The 15,317-nt window shown below is 66.0% G+C and carries 11 protein-coding genes; 5 read left to right on the top strand and 6 right to left on the bottom strand.

Annotated elements, in window-relative coordinates; translation table 11 throughout:
- Window positions 1-39: 39 nt before the first annotated feature.
- The 5 genes from BM372_RS16780 to BM372_RS16760 all read right to left on the bottom strand — a co-directional run bounded on the left by BM372_RS16780 (window position 40) and on the right by BM372_RS16760 (window position 6,303).
- Window positions 40-468, bottom strand: coding sequence for an OsmC family protein (locus BM372_RS16780; RefSeq protein WP_090956589.1), 429 nt, complete (start codon window positions 466-468; stop codon window positions 40-42).
- Window positions 469-703: 235 nt separating this feature from the next.
- A complete protein-coding gene (locus tag BM372_RS16775; protein ID WP_090956588.1) occupies window positions 704-1,054 on the bottom strand; it encodes a hypothetical protein in 351 nt (116 codons plus the stop codon).
- Between the two features lie 158 nt (window positions 1,055-1,212).
- Window positions 1,213-2,973, bottom strand: a complete 1,761-nt coding sequence (gene sucB, locus BM372_RS16770; protein ID WP_090956587.1) for a 2-oxoglutarate dehydrogenase, E2 component, dihydrolipoamide succinyltransferase — start codon at window positions 2,971-2,973, stop codon at window positions 1,213-1,215.
- 115 nt (window positions 2,974-3,088) lie between these two features.
- Window positions 3,089-4,474, bottom strand: a complete 1,386-nt coding sequence (lpdA, locus tag BM372_RS16765) for a dihydrolipoyl dehydrogenase (RefSeq protein ID WP_090956586.1) — start codon at window positions 4,472-4,474, stop codon at window positions 3,089-3,091.
- A gap of 278 nt (window positions 4,475-4,752) precedes the next feature.
- Window positions 4,753-6,303 carry a leucyl aminopeptidase gene (locus BM372_RS16760; RefSeq protein ID WP_371261759.1) on the bottom strand — a complete coding sequence of 517 codons (1,551 nt, stop codon included), beginning with the start codon at window positions 6,301-6,303 and terminating at the stop codon, window positions 4,753-4,755.
- A 457-nt stretch (window positions 6,304-6,760) separates the two neighbouring features.
- On the opposite strand from BM372_RS16760, the gene BM372_RS16755 reads away from it, so the two are divergent.
- The 4 genes from BM372_RS16755 (at window position 6,761) to BM372_RS16740 (ending at window position 12,486) form a co-directional block, all read left to right on the top strand.
- On the top strand, window positions 6,761-7,699 hold the full coding sequence (locus tag BM372_RS16755) for a proteasome assembly chaperone family protein (RefSeq protein ID WP_090956584.1): 939 nt from the start codon (window positions 6,761-6,763) through the stop codon (window positions 7,697-7,699).
- 35 nt (window positions 7,700-7,734) lie between these two features.
- Entirely contained in the window at window positions 7,735-9,066 is a 1,332-nt protein-coding gene (locus BM372_RS16750; RefSeq protein ID WP_090956583.1) for an MFS transporter, read from the top strand.
- 74 nt (window positions 9,067-9,140) lie between these two features.
- Window positions 9,141-10,901, top strand: a complete 1,761-nt coding sequence (locus tag BM372_RS21295) for a DUF4192 family protein (protein WP_371261758.1) — start codon at window positions 9,141-9,143, stop codon at window positions 10,899-10,901.
- A gap of 265 nt (window positions 10,902-11,166) precedes the next feature.
- Window positions 11,167-12,486 carry an RNA polymerase sigma factor gene (locus tag BM372_RS16740; RefSeq protein ID WP_090956582.1) on the top strand — a complete coding sequence of 440 codons (1,320 nt, stop codon included), beginning with the start codon at window positions 11,167-11,169 and terminating at the stop codon, window positions 12,484-12,486.
- A 232-nt stretch (window positions 12,487-12,718) separates the two neighbouring features.
- Here BM372_RS16740 and BM372_RS16735 read toward each other — a convergent pair whose 3' ends face one another.
- Window positions 12,719-12,940: a DUF7455 domain-containing protein gene (locus tag BM372_RS16735; RefSeq protein WP_090956581.1), complete on the bottom strand. Its 222-nt coding sequence runs from the start codon at window positions 12,938-12,940 to the stop codon at window positions 12,719-12,721.
- A gap of 252 nt (window positions 12,941-13,192) precedes the next feature.
- Between BM372_RS16735 and BM372_RS16730 the strand changes: the two genes are divergently transcribed.
- Window positions 13,193-15,301: a DNA gyrase/topoisomerase IV subunit B gene (locus tag BM372_RS16730; RefSeq protein WP_090956580.1), complete on the top strand. Its 2,109-nt coding sequence runs from the start codon at window positions 13,193-13,195 to the stop codon at window positions 15,299-15,301.
- Window positions 15,302-15,317 lie beyond the last annotated feature (16 nt).

Raw genomic sequence — 15,317 nt, 5'->3', positions numbered from 1 at the left:
GGGCCTTCGTTGTACTGCCCGCGCTGTAGTGCGGTGGAGCTAGGAGGCCAGGCTGGCGTCCAGGGTGATTTTGATGCCGGTGAGGGCGGCCGAGACGGGGCAGCCCACCTTGGCTTGCTCGGCGATGCGCTGGAACTCGTCTTCCGTGATTCCCGGGATCCGTGCGCTGACGGTCAGGTGGCTGTCCGTGATGCCTGTGCCGGGCACGAAGGTGACGTCGGCCTTGGTGTTGACTTCCTCGGGGGTGTGGCCCGCCTCCTTGACAGCGAGGCTGAACGCCATGGAGAAGCAAGCCGAGTGTGCCGCCGCGATGAGCTCCTCGGGGCTGGTCTTGCCTTCGGCGGCCTCGGCGCGGGCCTTCCACGTGACATCGAAGTTGCCCAGGCCGGAACTGTCCAGCGTGGTGTTGCCGGCGCCCGACATCAGGTCGCCATTCCATACAGTGTGTGCGGTGCGTGTTGTAGCCATGTCCACTCCTCGACGTCGTTGTGATCAGCGATCCGGCGAGGCGCCGGATCCTGCCGTGATCAATCCTAGGGATTCGGTGCGGCCGCCGCACGGGGGTTCCGCTGTCAGAGGATTGTGACCCATAGGGTGTCCTGCCGGCAACGGCGGCTCGGCGGCTGCGGCTCAACGACGACGGCGCCGCCCCCGTGCGGGGTGCGGCGCCGTCGTTTGTTCCGGGACCTGTGTGCCGGAGCTGTTACTGCCAGAGGGTCGCGATCGCTACGTTGAGCAGCGCGAGGCCGCCGACGCTTTGCGCGAGACCGTTGCTGACCGGCTCGCCCTTCTTGTACTTGCGGCGGCCGATGAAGGCAAGGACGCCGACGACGAGGGCGATGACGAGCTTGACGCCGAGCTTGGCGTAGTTGGCGTTCATGTCCAGGGCCGGGATCAGTCCCATCATGACGATGCCCGTGATCAGCTGCAGCATCGCGCCGTCGAACTGGCGGGGGTGGACGGTGGGCTTCTTCATCTGGCCAATCCAGATGCCGACGATCATGGCGGCGCCAACGATGTGCAGGAAGACCATGACGTTAAAGAGGATGTTCATGGCATCAGTGTAGCCAGAGTCTTCTACGCACTGTAGTAGGGCGCGCGGTCAGGTCCCGGACGGAACAGCAAAAACAGCGACGGCGGCGCCGGGACCGGTGGATAACCACCGGTCCCGGCACCGCCGCCGCTGTAGTTGGAACCCTTTAGACGCTGAGGCTAGAGTCCCAGGTCGGCTTCGAAGGCGCCTTCTTCGAGGCGCGCCTTGAGCGTCTGCAGGAAGCGGCCTGCGTCGGCGCCGTCCACCAGGCGGTGGTCGTACGTCAGGGAAAGGTACATCATGGAGCGGATGGCCAGCGAGTCATCGCCGTTTTCGTCCGAGACCACCACGGCGCGCTTGACGATCGCGCCGGTGCCCAGGATTGCCACCTGCGGCTGGTTGATGATCGGGGTGTCGAAGAGGGCGCCCACGGACCCGATGTTGGTGATGCTGAAGGTTCCGCCGGAGAGCTCGTCCGGGCCGATCTTGCCGTTGCGGGTGCGGTCCGCGACGTCAGCGATCTTGCCCGCCAGGCCGGCGAGGTTCAGGTTGCCGGCGTCGGCGATGACCGGAACCAGCAGGCCCTTGTCGGTGTCCACCGCAATCGCCAGGTGCTCGGCGTTGTGGTAGGTGATCTCCTGCTTGTCCTCGTCGTAGGAGGCGTTGACCTTCGGGTGCTGCTTCAGGGCCTCGGCAACAGCCTTGGCGATGAAGGGCAGGAACGTCAGCTTGGAGCCGTTCTGGGCCTGGAAGGAGTTCTTGGCCCTGGCGCGCAGCTTGGCCACCTTGGTCATGTCGACCTCGTGGACCTGGGTCAGCTGCGTGGAGATGTCCAGGGACTCGCGCATGCGGCGGGCAATGACCTGGCGGATGCGCGGAGCCTTCTGCACCGTTCCCCGCAGCGAGGTGGCCGCGGCGGAGGCGGCCGAAGCAGCCGGAGCCGCTGTGGCGGCTGCCGGAGCGGAAGCGGCCGGTGCGGCCTTAGCCTCGGCGGCTGCCAGCACGTCTTGCTTGCGGATGCGGCCGCCGACGCCGGAGCCCGTCAGGGAGGCGATGTCGACACCCTGCTGGTTGGCCAGTTTGCGGACGAGGGGAGTGACGTAGCCGGACTCGGCCGGTGCCGCCTGAGCAGCCGGTGCCTGGGCAGCCGGAGCAGCGGGGGCCGGAGCCGCCGGTGCTGCGGGGGCTGCCGGGGCGGGAGCAGCTGCTTCCGGTGCCGGTGCGGCGGGGGCTGCTGCCGGGGCGGGAGCTTCCTGCTTGGGCGCTTCCGCTGCCGGGGCTGCGGGCGCTGCAGCGCCGGAACCGATGACGGCCAGAACGGAGCCGACCTCGGCGGTCTCGTCCTCGTTGACGCGGATTTCCAGAAGGGTTCCGGCGACCGGGGACGGGATCTCGGTGTCAACCTTGTCGGTGGAAACCTCGAGCAGCGGCTCGTCGACCTCAACGGTATCGCCGACGCTCTTCAGCCAGCGGGTAACGGTGCCTTCGGTGACGCTTTCGCCGAGGGCCGGCAGCGTGACGTCGTGTCCTTCGCCGGCAGGAGCTGCGGCCGGTGCCTCAGCAGCGGGGGCCTCGGCAGGTGCTTCAGCGGCAGGTGCTTCAGCGGCGGGAGCTTCGGCCTCGGGGGCAGGTGCTTCCGCGGCGGCCGGGGTCTCTTCGGCGGGGGCGGCGGCCGGGGCTTCCGCGGGGGCCGCGGCGCCATCGCCGGAGCCGATGCGGACCAGCGGGGCGCCGACTTCTGCGGTCTCGTCTTCGGCGACGAGGATTTCCTCAATCACGCCGGCAATCGGAGAGGGGATTTCGGTGTCTACTTTGTCGGTGGAGACTTCGAGCAGCGGCTCGTCCACCTCTACCCGGTCACCTACCTGCTTGAGCCAGCGGGTGACGGTTCCTTCGGTGACGCTCTCACCGAGGGCGGGCAAGTTAACGGATTCAGACATGTCGTCCCCGTTCTCCTTATTTATCTTTAGTGCGGATGATTGCTGCCTTGTTCGAGCTTAGTGCACCCGGCATTTTGGGCCGGGCGCACTAAGCCCTGTTGTCTTGCGGAAGTGCCTAGCCGTGGAGGGGCTTGCCCGCCAGCGCCAAGTGCGCCTCGCCCAGGGATTCGTTCTGGGTCGGGTGGGCGTGGACCAGCTGGGCCACGTCCTCGGGGTAGGCTTCCCAGTTCACGATCAGCTGGGCCTCGCCGATCTGCTCGCCCATCCGGGCGCCGATCATGTGGACGCCGACGACGGGGCCGTCCTTCTGGCGGACCAGCTTGACGATGCCGCTGGTACCCAGGATGGAGCTCTTGCCGTTGCCGGCGAGGTTGTATTCCTGGGTTTCGACCTGGTCGTCACCGAACTTGGCCTTGGCGGCCTTCTCGGTGTAGCCGACGGTCGCGATTTCCGGGTCGGAGTAGGTGACCTTGGGGATGTTGACGTCTTCGACGACTACCGGCTTCAGGCCGGCGATTTCCTCGGCGACGAAGATGCCCTGCTGGTAGCCGCGGTGGGCCAGCTGCACGCCGGGGACGATGTCGCCGACGGCGTAGATGTTGCCGACGCCGGTGTGCAGGCGTTCGTTGGTGATCACGAAGCCGCGGTCGATCGTCAGGCCGGCCTCTTCGTAGCCAAGGTTGGCCGTGACGGGCCCGCGGCCCACTGCGACGAGAAGGAGGTCGGCCTCGAAGGTCTTGCCGTCGACGAGGGTGACCTTGACGCCGTCGTCGTTCTGCTCGACGCCCTGGAAGAACACGCCGGTGGAGAACTTGATGCCGCGCTTCTTGAAGGCGCGCTCGAAGTTCTTGACGATCGTGGTGTCCTCGTTCGGGACGAGCGAGGGCAGGCCTTCAACGATGGTGACGTCAACGCCAAAGGACTTCCACACGGAAGCGAATTCAACGCCGATCACGCCGCCGCCCAGGATGATCGCGCTCTTGGGGATGTAGTCCATGGTGAGGGCTTCGTCGGAGGTGATGACCTTGCCGCCGATTTCCAGGCCGGGCAGCGTGCGGGAGTAGGAGCCGGTCGCGAGGACAATGTTCTTGCCCTTGTACGCGGTGCCATTCACCACGACGGTGTCGGTGCCCTGGAGCTTGCCTTCACCCTCAATGACGGTGATGCCCTTTTTGCCCTTGATCAGGCCCTGCAGGCCCTTGAACTTGCCGGCAACGATGCCGTCTTTGTAGGCGTTGACAGCGGTGATGTCGATGCTGTCGAGGGTGACATTCACGCCGTACTTCGCGGAGTCACGGGCGTGGTCGGCCAGCTCTGCGGAGTGCAGCAGGGCCTTGGTGGGGATACAGCCGTTGTGCAGGCAGGTGCCGCCGAGCTTGCCCTTTTCGATGAGGCCGACGGTGAGGCCAAGCTGAACAGCACGCAGAGCGGTGGCGTAGCCGCCGCTGCCGCCGCCGAGTACCAGGATGTCGAATTCTTGCGCAGTTGCCTGATCGGCCACTTAAACGCTCCCTCGCGTGAACGATGACACGAGAGTACGCGTCATCTGGTCTTGGAACTTGCCCGCCGTGATCGTTCCGGCCGGACGGTTCCCTTTCGTTTGGAACTACTTCTTGGGGTCTACTTCCTTGAAACAAGGTTTACCTTAGCGAACCACTAATACATGCTCCACCTTGTCGTGGTGTTTGTGGAGCGCTTGTGTCCAGTGTCACGCGGCTTTGTGGCCGAGGTGTCAGCACACCGGCCGCAAAGCCGCGTGGGTACGGGCTGGCGTAACTGCTAGGCGGATGCCGCCACGAGGTCTTCGGCGTAGGCCACCAGTGTGCGGACCGTGCAGCCCGTGCCCTGCTTGTGGTTGTAGCCGTACGGGCTGCCGTTGTTGAACGAGGGCCCGGCGATGTCGATGTGTGCCCACGGGATCTGTTCGCCGTCCTTGCCCTTACCGACGAACTCGCGTAGGAACACGGCTGCGGTCATCATCCCGCCGTGGCGTTCGCCGATGTTGGCGATGTCCGCCACCTGCGAGTCGAGGCTGGGCCGCAGTTCTTCGGGCAGCGGCATGGGCCAGACGAGCTCGCCGGCACGGTCCGCGGCGGCCTTGAGGGCGCCAGTGACGGAATCGGCGCCCATCACCCCGGCTGTGCGGTCGCCCAAGGCGATCAGCTGCGCGCCGGTGAGGGTGGCGACGTCGATGATGGCGTCCGGGAACTCCTGGCTGGCGGCCACGATGCCGTCGGCCATGACCAAGCGCCCCTCGGCGTCGGTGTTGAGGACCTCCACGGTCTTGCCGCCGAACATCGTCAGAACGTCGGCAGGACGCTGGGCCGCGCCGGAGGGCATGTTCTCCGCAATGCACAGCCAGGCGGTTGCCTTGACGGGCAGCCCCAGCCCCGCGAGGGCCAGCACGGTGTTAAGGACGACGGCGGCGCCAGCCATGTCGCTCTTCATGTCGCCCATGCCCAGGGCCGGCTTAATGGAGATGCCGCCGGTATCGAAGGTGATGCCCTTGCCCACGAGGGCGATCTTGGCTTTGGCTTTGGCCGGGGAGTACTCGACCTTCACGAGGCGCGGCTGGCGGGTCGAGCCCTTGCCCACGCCGAGGATGCCGCCGAAACCCTCCTTCTCCAGGCGCTTTTCGTCCCAGACGGTCACCTTGACCGGCAGGCCCTTGGAAAGTTCTTTGGCGGCGTCGGCAAAGGACTCGGGGTAGAGGTGGCTCGGCGGCTGGTTCACCAGCGTGCGGGTGGCGTTGACGGCTGTTCCGATCAGGGCGGCCCGATCCAGGACCTTCTGCAGCGCCTTGTCCGCGGGGAGGTTGGTGTGGATTGCGACGTTCTTGACCGGATCCTTCAGCCCGTTGTTGGAGGAGCGGTATTCGGTGAAGGAGTAGGCGCCCAGGGCTGCACCTTCAGCGACGGCCGCGACGTCGGCCAGGGTGGCCGTCGGAAGCGCCAGGGTGACGGTGGTCAGCCCGGCCAGCTGGCGGACTGCCGACCCGGCGGCGCGGCGCAGTACTTCTTCGCTGAGGGTGTGCTTTGTGGGCGCGTTCCCGGGCACCGTGTTCGCAGGCACCTTAGCCGCAGGCAGCGCGTTCGCCGGCACCTTCGCCGCGGGCAGCTTGCCTACGCCGGCGAGCACCAGGACCGAGGCGCCTGCTTCGGGCAGGCCCGGCAGGCGGTGTGCCTGGTCTGCTGCCCCGGTGATGCCAAGAACGCTCAGTGATTCCGCCAGGGCCTCCGCGGCCTTGGCCGTCAGCGGATTGTTGAGCAGTACTGGCCCGTCCGGACCCTGCCCCACGCCGATGACGAGGGCATCGCTCGGGGACTTCATCAGAACCCCTGCGACTGCACTAAGTTTGACTTCACTATTCTTGACCACGAGGACAGTCCTCAATTCTCTGTGATGGTTCTCGGTGATTGTTGGCAGGTACTGCATGTTCGGCGCCCTGCCGCGGATCCCGGGCGGCCGTCGTTCTGGGACGCCACCCGGTGTCTGCAAGCTGGCCCTAAGGCCAGTTCCGATCGTAGTCTCTCTGCAGTCCGGAGATTCAATCGAATGAGAGCTGGAGCACACCCGCAGCAGGAATTAGCCCGGACACCGGTGCGTTGTACTGTTAGCGGCGTTTGCCGCGCGGTGAGTACCTTGTGGGACTGGCCGTCCGGCAGGACCTGCCTGATCGTCCGGAATCTGCCTGATCCTCCGGAATCTGCCTTATCGTCCGCACGGGGGGACCGCGTCCTGCTTCTCCCGCCGCCGCCATCGTGAGTCATCGTGAAAGGAACACGCCGTGATTGAACGGATTTCCGGTTCTTTGCTGGACCCCCAGTCGCTCTATGTCCGGGATGACGCGTTGTTCTCCAGCCCCGAACTGCGTGGGCTCAACCTCGTCATGGGGTTCACCGGCTTCGCCGACGCCGGCCATGTGGTCCGGCAGATCACCGCCGAACTGCTGGATACGCCCGCCGCCGAGATGATCGCCGAGTTCGACGCCGACCAGCTGATCGACTACAGGTCCCGGCGCCCGCAGGTCAGCTTTGTCGAGGACCATTTGCAGGATTACCAGGCGCCCAGCCTGGCGCTGTACCGGCTCGTCGACGGGCTGGGCAGCCCGTTCCTGCTCCTGGCCGGGTTCGAACCTGACCTGCAATGGGAGCGCTTTGCGCGCGCCGTCGCCGGCATCGTCGAGGAACTCGACGTCAACCTCGTCACCTGGATCCATTCGATCCCGATGCCGGTGCCGCACACCCGCCCGGTCGGTGTGACCGTGCACGGCAACCGGCCGGAACTGATCGAGGGGATTTCCGTCTGGAAGCCCACGGTCGAGGTCCCGGCTGCGGTAGGCCATATTCTGGAGCTGCGGCTGACGGCCGCGGGCCGGAACGTCGCAGGCTATGTCATTCACGTGCCGCATTATCTGGCCGAGGCCGAATATCCCACGGCCGCCGTCGCCGGACTCGAATACCTGGGCGCGGCAACGTCGCTCATGTTGCCGACCGACCGTCTGCGCGAAGCCGGCCGCGATGTGGTTCGACAGATCGCCGAGCAGATTGAGGCGTCCGAGGAGGTCCAGCAGGTGGTGTCGCGGCTGGAGAGCCGGTACGACGAAAAGGCCGAAGGCACGGTCCGGCGGTCGTTGCTGGCCGACGAGAACGACCAGCTCCCCAACGCCGATGCCTTGGGTGCCGCCGTGGAAGCGTACTTGGCCCGTAAAGAACCCGGCGAATAAATACTATTTATCGCCGGGCCGGGCATAATAGGCTAGTGACCTCCCCCCGCGCCTGGCTAATTTGGATCATCGGGATCTTTGCGTATCTCGTTGCGGTCTGCCAGCGCACCTCTTTCGGGGTTGTCGGCTTGGAAGCCACGGAGCGTTTCCACGCCAGCGCGGCGGAAATCTCCTTCTTCACCGTGCTCCAGCTGCTGGTCTACGCCGCGTTGCAGATTCCGGTGGGCATCTTGGTGGACCGATTCGGCTCGCGTGCCATGCTCGCCGGCGGCGGCATCTTGATGGGTCTCGGCCAGCTGCAGCTGGCGTTTGCCGACAACATCCCGGGCGGTGTCCTGGGTCGCGTCCTGGTGGGCGCCGGTGATGCCATGACCTTCATCTCAGTGATCCGGCTCATTCCGATCTGGTTCGCACCGGGTCGCGTGCCGTTGCTGACACAGCTGACCGGCATGTCCGGACAGCTGGGCCAACTCTTCAGCGTGGTGCCGTTCGCGATGATCCTGCACACCGCGGGCTGGACGCCTGCCTTCCTGACGCTTGCCGCGATGTCTGGTCTCGCCGTCGTGCTGGTCGTGCTTTTGCTGCAGGACCTCCCGCCCGGGCACCCCGCTCCGGTGAGGCCCCAGGGGCTGCGCGCCACCGGCATTTCGCTGGGCCACGCCTGGCGGCAGCCCGGAACCCGGCTGGGACTCTGGAGCCACTTCACCGTCCAGTTCAGCGGCACGGTCTTTGCCATGACCTGGGGCTACCCCTTCCTCATTTCCGCTCAAGGGCTGGACCGTGGAACCGTCTCCGCCCTGATGTCGCTGTACGTGGCTGCTGCCATTGCCGCCGGACCCCTCATGGGCAGATTCGTTGCCCGGCATCCGCTGCGGCGTTCCACCATGGTGCTCCTGATTTCCGCGTGCACCGGGGCAGCCTGGGCAGCGGTGCTGCTGATGCCGGGACGGGCCCCGCTCTGGCTGCTGGCAGCACTTGTGGTGATACTGGCCATCGGCGGACCCGGTTCGATGATCGGCTTCGACTTCGCCCGGACCTTCAACCCGGCCCACCGGCTCGGCACGGCAACCGGGATCGTCAACGTCGGCGGCTTCATCGCCGCGCTGGTGTCCATCTATCTGATTGGGCTGGTGCTCGACCTGCTGCACGCCAGCGGATTTTCCCAGGGCGAGCTCTATGGCCTGGATCCCTTCCGCATCGCACTCAGCGTGCAGTTCCTGCTTTTGGCCGGGGGAGCCGGTGCCATCATCGCCACCCGGCGGAAAGTCCGGCGCCAGATGGCGGCCCAAGGAGTCATGGTTCCGCCGCTGCTCGAGGCCCTCGCCAAGCAGCGGAGGCTGGTCGCGGAACGCCGTCGCACGCCCTGAGCCCCGGCGCACAGTTATCCACATAGCGCACTCCGGGCCTGCCACGGCTACACGGGCGGCGCGAAGCTGGCTCTATGACAGCTCCCGATCACCTGAGAATCACCGGCCCCGAAGACATTCTGGGCTTCATCCCGCACTCCCTGGGTTACTGGCCTGAACACAGCCTCGTGGCCATGACCCTGCAAGGTAAACGGCTCGGAGCCACCCTGCGCGTCGACCTCCCCGTCCTCGGCGGCGGAGGTGGTGCACCTACGGCCCGGGGGCGCAGTCGCGGCGGCGCGAAACGCCGGAGCGGCTCCGGCAGAAAGGACGCGCTGGCCGGCTTCGCCCGGAATGTCGTGTCCTACCTTGAAACAGACGACGCAGCCGACGGCGCGCTGCTGGCCTTCTTCACGGGCACCGGCACCGGCACCGGCGCGGGCACGGCCACGGGCAGCGGCATCGGCACCGGCACTGGCGCTGAGACGGGCACGGCCACTGGCAGTGACGCGGGCACGGCCGCCGGCACCGGCACCGGCTCGGGTGCGGACACGGCCACCGGCAGCGGCAGCGGCACCGGCACTGGCGTGGGCACGGGCACTGGCGTCGACACAGGCGTCGGCTCTGGCCTTGCCGCCAACGGCGACGACGACGCCACTGTGTGGGCAGGCCTGCTCGCCGAGCTCGAAATTGCCCTGGAAGCGGCCGGAATGCCCCTGAGGGACGCGTGGATTGTGGGAACCCAGTTCTGGCGCAACGCATACTGCAGCGATCCGGAATGCTGCGGCCCGCCCCGCCGGCCGGTCGAGGAGATCCGGAACAGCCGACTCAACGCCGAGATGGTCTTCCGCGGCAGCAGCGTCGGCGCCGCCCCCGGTGCAGATGGGGCGAAGACACAGCCACCGCCCGTGGACCCCGCAATTCGTGCGGCCGAGTCCGGCTGGGCCGCGCAATTTTCGCCGCGGCGACGGGACCGGGCACAGTTCGCGCAGGTACTCGATGTGTGGACGATGGTCATGAACCAAGCCGCCCCGAATCCCGGAGCGGTGAGCAGCTGCGTGGCCGATTCTGAGGCGTCCGAGGCCAAGACACTCGAGACCGGGAACGCCGATGCCAGGAGCGCCTATGCCAGGACCGCCGATGCCAGGACCCTGGGCTGGCCGCTCGAACTGCCAGCAGAACTGACCGGGTACCTGCGGGCCAGCCTTTGCATCCCGTCATGGCGGGACGCCGTGCTCGTCATGGCGGCAGCCGGTCGATATGCGGCTGAACGCGGCGCAGACGACTTTGGCATGTTCGACATTCCCATAGCGCCCGGTTTGCCGCCCGGAACCGCGCCTTTGCCCCTGCCGGGTCCGGCTCTTGGTCCGACGCCGAGTCCGCCACCCATCCCGGCATCCGGGGCGCCCACTAACAAAGAGCGTACTAACAAAGAGCCCACTGACAAGGAGCCCGCTGGCAGGGAGCCCGCTGGCAGGGAGCCCACTGACAGGCGTCCGGCCAGCGGCGGCACTCCGGATACTGACGCAGTCCCCGGGTATGGGGAGGTCCTGCTGGGCCTGGCGCCTGCCGTCCCGGACTGGGCCCTCATGGACGGGCTCGAACGGGTTCTGGAATTGCTGGGCCGTCTCGGCGACGGAGAGCCCACGGCTGCCGCGGTGACGGCCAGGGGCTGGATCGAATGGTGCCGCGGCCGCGGTTCCTACGCCGACGCCCTGTACCGGCAGGCCTTGCGGGAGCGCCCTGGTTACAGACTGGCCGAACTGCTGGCAGAACTCGGCGGACGGGGAACCCTGTGCGGCTGGGCGGCCAGGCGGGAGGCGGCTTGGCAGAAGTTCGCGCCCGACGCGGCCTGATAGACGGCCACAATATCGCGGGCCGGCTTCCCGAAAGGCGCATGCTGAGAAAATCGTGAGACAATGGTTGCCGAGACCCGGTTGGGTCCGTGTATCAAGTGCCCGTGATGAACCTTGGAAACAGGGAACATTACGGCCCCTTCAGCAGTTCTACTAAGTGGCTCTGCTGGTCGTGGTTGCACCTGATGTTGAACACGGACTTGACAGGGTCATAGTGGTGTTGCCCGTATGGTGATTCCGCATACCGCAGCTAGAAAGGTTTTCAGTGACCCCGTCTTCCGCGAAGAAGGAACCCGCCGACCAGGCCGAAATGTCCCCTGAGGAGAAGAAGGCGGCGACCAGTGCCAAGCGCGCCGCCACGCGTGCAGCCAACAAGGCCGCTTCCGCAGAGGGTGGCGACACCGCAACCGGAGTCGCCAAGCCTGAGCCCAAGAAGCGCGGGCCCAAGCCCGGCGCCAAAGCCGCGGCGGAGGCCGCCGGCAAATCATCCAGTGACGATGACGTTGAAGTCGATGAAGACCTCGACGACATCACGCCCGATGCCACCGAACTCAGCGACGAAGTGGAAAGCGAAGAGGTCCCCGGGAAGGCCGCAGCGGCCACCGGCTCCGGCTTTGTCTACTCCGACGCCGACGACGACGACGCGCCTGTGCAGCAGGTCATGTCGGCCGGCGCCACCGCCGACCCCGTCAAGGACTACCTGAAGCAGATCGGCAAGGTCGCCCTGCTGAACGCTGAGCAGGAAGTGGACCTGGCCCTGCGGATCGAGGCCGGTCTGTTCGCCGAGGAGAAGATCGCCGCCGACGACGGTTCGATGGATCCGAAGCTCAAGCGTGAGCTTGAATTCGTCATCCACGACGGCAAGCGCGCCAAGAACCACCTGCTGGAGGCCAACCTCCGCCTGGTCGTCTCGCTGGCCAAGCGCTACACCGGCCGCGGCATGTTGTTCCTGGACCTGATCCAGGAAGGCAACCTGGGCCTGATCCGTGCTGTCGAAAAGTTCGACTACACCAAGGGCTTCAAGTTCTCCACCTACGCCACCTGGTGGATCCGCCAGGCGATCACCCGCGCCATGGCCGACCAGGCCCGGACCATCCGTATCCCCGTTCATATGGTGGAAGTCATCAACAAGCTGGCCCGTGTCCAGCGGCAGATGCTGCAGGACCTCGGTCGTGAACCCACGCCTGAGGAACTGGCCCTCGAGCTGGACATGACCCCGGAGAAGGTTGTCGAGGTCCAGAAGTACGGCCGCGAGCCCATCTCGCTGCACACGCCCCTTGGCGAGGACGGCGACTCCGAGTTCGGTGACTTGATCGAGGACTCCGAGGCCGTCGTTCCCGCGGATGCCGTGAGCTTCACCCTGCTGCAGGAACAGCTGCACTCGGTGCTGGACACACTCTCCGAGCGCGAAGCCGGTGTGGTCGCGATGCGCTTCGGCCTCACCGACGGACAGCCGAAGACTTTAGACGAAATCGGCAAGGTCTACGGTGTGACGCGTGAGCGCATCCGGCAGATCGAATCCAAGACCATGTCCAAGCTGCGGCACCCGTCGCGCTCACAGGTCCTGCGCGACTACCTGGACTGACGGCCAGCCGGCCGCAAGCTAAGAGCACAAGGCAAACGCGGGGTCACATCCGGCCCGTCCTCGGTGGAGGAACGGGCCGGATGTGACCCCGCGTTGTTGTTCCCGCAGCCATTATCAGGAGCCACCGACCCGCAGCCATTAACGGATCAGGGCCCCTCCGAAGTGGAGGGGCCCTGAAGCTGTGGTCTCAGGTGGCTGCGGCTCGGCTATGCCAAGCCGGAACCGGTGGGGTCTAATCGACCGGCACCGGCGCCTTTTCGTGAAGACGGGCAGTCTCGTCATGCCAGTCTGAGCTGAGCGGCTTGAGTGTCGGTTCTACGGCGCGTGCGTGGTGGCCGCAGAAAAGAAGCTCACCGCCGGAGGCGCCGAGAACAACCCGGACATATGCCTGTGCTCCGCAACGATCGCACCGGTCTGCGGCGGTCAGTGTGCGGTCCGCAACTGCTGTTGTCATGTTCGGCCTCCTTAGTTAGATCGGTACACCTATATAACCAGCATTCGGGGCCAAACCATGGCTAGGATGGCCCACTTTCGCTGTCCGCGTATCACGTCTCAGTAACGGCCCAGCACCGGAGGGCCGCTGCGGGGAGTGGCAAGCGGGGGAGAACCCAGAGTCGGACTACCCTAGGAAGAGCGCCAATTACCGTGGCAGTCCCCCTTTGCACCCTGCAAGGTGCTGTCCTCATCTGTAAGGAGTTCACGACCCGTGGCACCCAGTTCTGATTACACCGCCCGGCACCTTTCTGTGCTGGAGGGCCTTGAGGCCGTCCGTAAGCGCCCGGGCATGTACATCGGCTCCACGGATTCCCGCGGACTCATGCACTGCCTCTGGGAGATCATTGACAACTCCGTCGACGAGGCTCTCGCCGGCTTCGGCCACGACATCAAGATCATCCTGCACGCGGACAACTCGGTGGAAATCCACGACGACGGCCGCGGCATCCCCGTCGACGTCGAACCGAAGACCGGGCTGACCGGCGTCGAGGTGGTCTTCACCAAACTGCATGCCGGCGGAAAATTTGGCGGCGGCTCCTACACGGCGTCCGGCGGCCTGCACGGCGTCGGCGCCTCGGTGGTCAACGCGCTGTCTGCACGCCTCGACGTCGAGGTGGACCGCGGCGGCAAGGTCTACAAGATGTCCTTCCGCCGGGGTGAGCCGGGACGGTTCAAGGACCCGGGCACCAAGGCGGACCCGGCAGCTGTCTTCGAACCCTTCGTGGACGGCTCCGTGCTCGACGTCGTCGGCAAGGCCAAACGCGGGGTCACCGGAACCCGGATCCGCTACTGGGCAGACCGGCAGATATTCACCCCGGATGCCAAATTCTCCTACGATGACCTCGCCGCACGCGCCCGCCAGACCTCGTTCCTGGTCCCCGGGCTGAAGCTCACCGTCCGCGATGAACGAAAGCTGGCCGGCACGCCGGGCGAATCGGGCCCGCACGAGGAGGTCTTTCATCACGATGGCGGCATCTCCGAGTTTGTCGAGTTCCTCGCCGCCGACCCGGCCGTTACTGACACCTGGCGCCTGCACGGCGCCGGAAAATTCAAGGAGACAGTGCCCGTCCTCGACGAGAGGGGCCACAGCCAGCTTGCCGAGGTCGAACGTGACTGTGAAGTCGACATCGCCCTGCGCTGGGGGATCGGCTATGACAGCACGGTGCGAAGCTTCGTCAACATTATTTCCACGCCCAAGGGCGGCACCCACCAGTCCGGCTTCGAGCAGGCCTTGCTGAAGACCTTCCGGAAGGCCGTGGAAACCAATGCCCGCAAGCTCAAGGCCGGCAACGACAAGATCGAAAAAGACGACATTTTCGCCGGCCTGACCGCGGTCCTGACGGTGCGGCTGGCCGAACCGCAGTTCGAGGGCCAGACCAAGGAAATCCTGGGTACCTCGGCGGTGCGTGCCATCGTGGCCAAGGTCGTGGAACGGGAAATCACCGCGAAGCTGACCAGCGCAAACCGCAACGACAAGGCCCAGTCCGCGCTGCTGCTGGAAAAGATCGTCAGCGAGATGAAGTCCCGCATCTCCGCGCGCGTCCACAAGGAAACCCAGCGCCGCAAAAACGCCCTGGAAACGTCCTCGATGCCCACCAAGCTCGCGGACTGCCGCACGGACGACGTCGGACGCTCCGAACTGTTCATCGTCGAGGGTGACTCCGCGCTCGGCACCGCCAAGCTGGCGAGGTCCTCGGACTTCCAGGCGCTCCTGCCCATCCGCGGCAAGATCCTCAACGTCCAGAAGGCCTCCGTGGGGGACATGCTCTCCAACGCCGAGTGCGCGGCCCTGATCCAAGTGGTGGGAGCCGGCTCGGGCCGGACGTTTGACATCAATGCGGCCCGGTACGGCAAGGTGATCCTCATGACCGACGCCGACGTCGACGGCGCCCACATCCGGACCCTGCTCCTGACGCTTTTCTTCCGCTATATGCGCCCCATGATCGATGAGGGCCGCGTCTTCGCCGCCGTCCCGCCGCTGCACCGGGTGGAGGTCATCAACGCCGGGCAGAAGGCCAACGAGATGGTCTATACCTACTCAGAGACCGAACTCCACGTCCTGCTCTCGCGCCTCGCCAAGGAAGGCAAGCGCTACAAGGAACCGATCCAGCGGTACAAGGGGCTGGGCGAGATGGATGCCGAACAGCTGGCAGAAACCACGATGGACCCGCGGCACAGGACCCTGCGCAAGGTCGGGATCGACAACGCCAAGCAGGCCGAAGAGACCTTCGACCTGCTCATGGGCTCCGACGTCGCGCCGCGCAAGGACTTCATCATCGCCGGCGCCGCGAGCCTGGATCGGGAGCGCATCGACGCCTGACGCCCCGTCGCGGTCC

Source organism: Arthrobacter sp. ov118 (genome assembly GCF_900116495.1).
In the GTDB taxonomy this organism is placed as follows: Bacteria; Actinomycetota; Actinomycetes; order Actinomycetales; family Micrococcaceae; genus Arthrobacter.
The sequence above is the reverse complement of the archived record's forward strand: the minus strand, read 5'-3'. Positions and strand labels throughout refer to the sequence as shown.

What these genes read in the sequence shown, in the direction of transcription:
- BM372_RS21295 (WP_371261758.1), top strand. Translation starts at nt 9,141, where the DNA reads ATGACAGCTCCCGATCACCTGAGAATCACCGGCCCCGAAGACATTCTG.
- sucB (WP_090956587.1), bottom strand. Translation starts at nt 2,973, where the DNA reads ATGTCTGAATCCGTTAACTTGCCCGCCCTCGGTGAGAGCGTCACCGAA.
- BM372_RS16760 (WP_371261759.1), bottom strand. Translation starts at nt 6,303, where the DNA reads ATGAAGTCCCCGAGCGATGCCCTCGTCATCGGCGTGGGGCAGGGTCCG.
- BM372_RS16735 (WP_090956581.1), bottom strand. Translation starts at nt 12,940, where the DNA reads ATGACAACAGCAGTTGCGGACCGCACACTGACCGCCGCAGACCGGTGC.
- BM372_RS16775 (WP_090956588.1), bottom strand. Translation starts at nt 1,054, where the DNA reads ATGAACATCCTCTTTAACGTCATGGTCTTCCTGCACATCGTTGGCGCC.
- BM372_RS16780 (WP_090956589.1), bottom strand. Translation starts at nt 468, where the DNA reads ATGGCTACAACACGCACCGCACACACTGTATGGAATGGCGACCTGATG.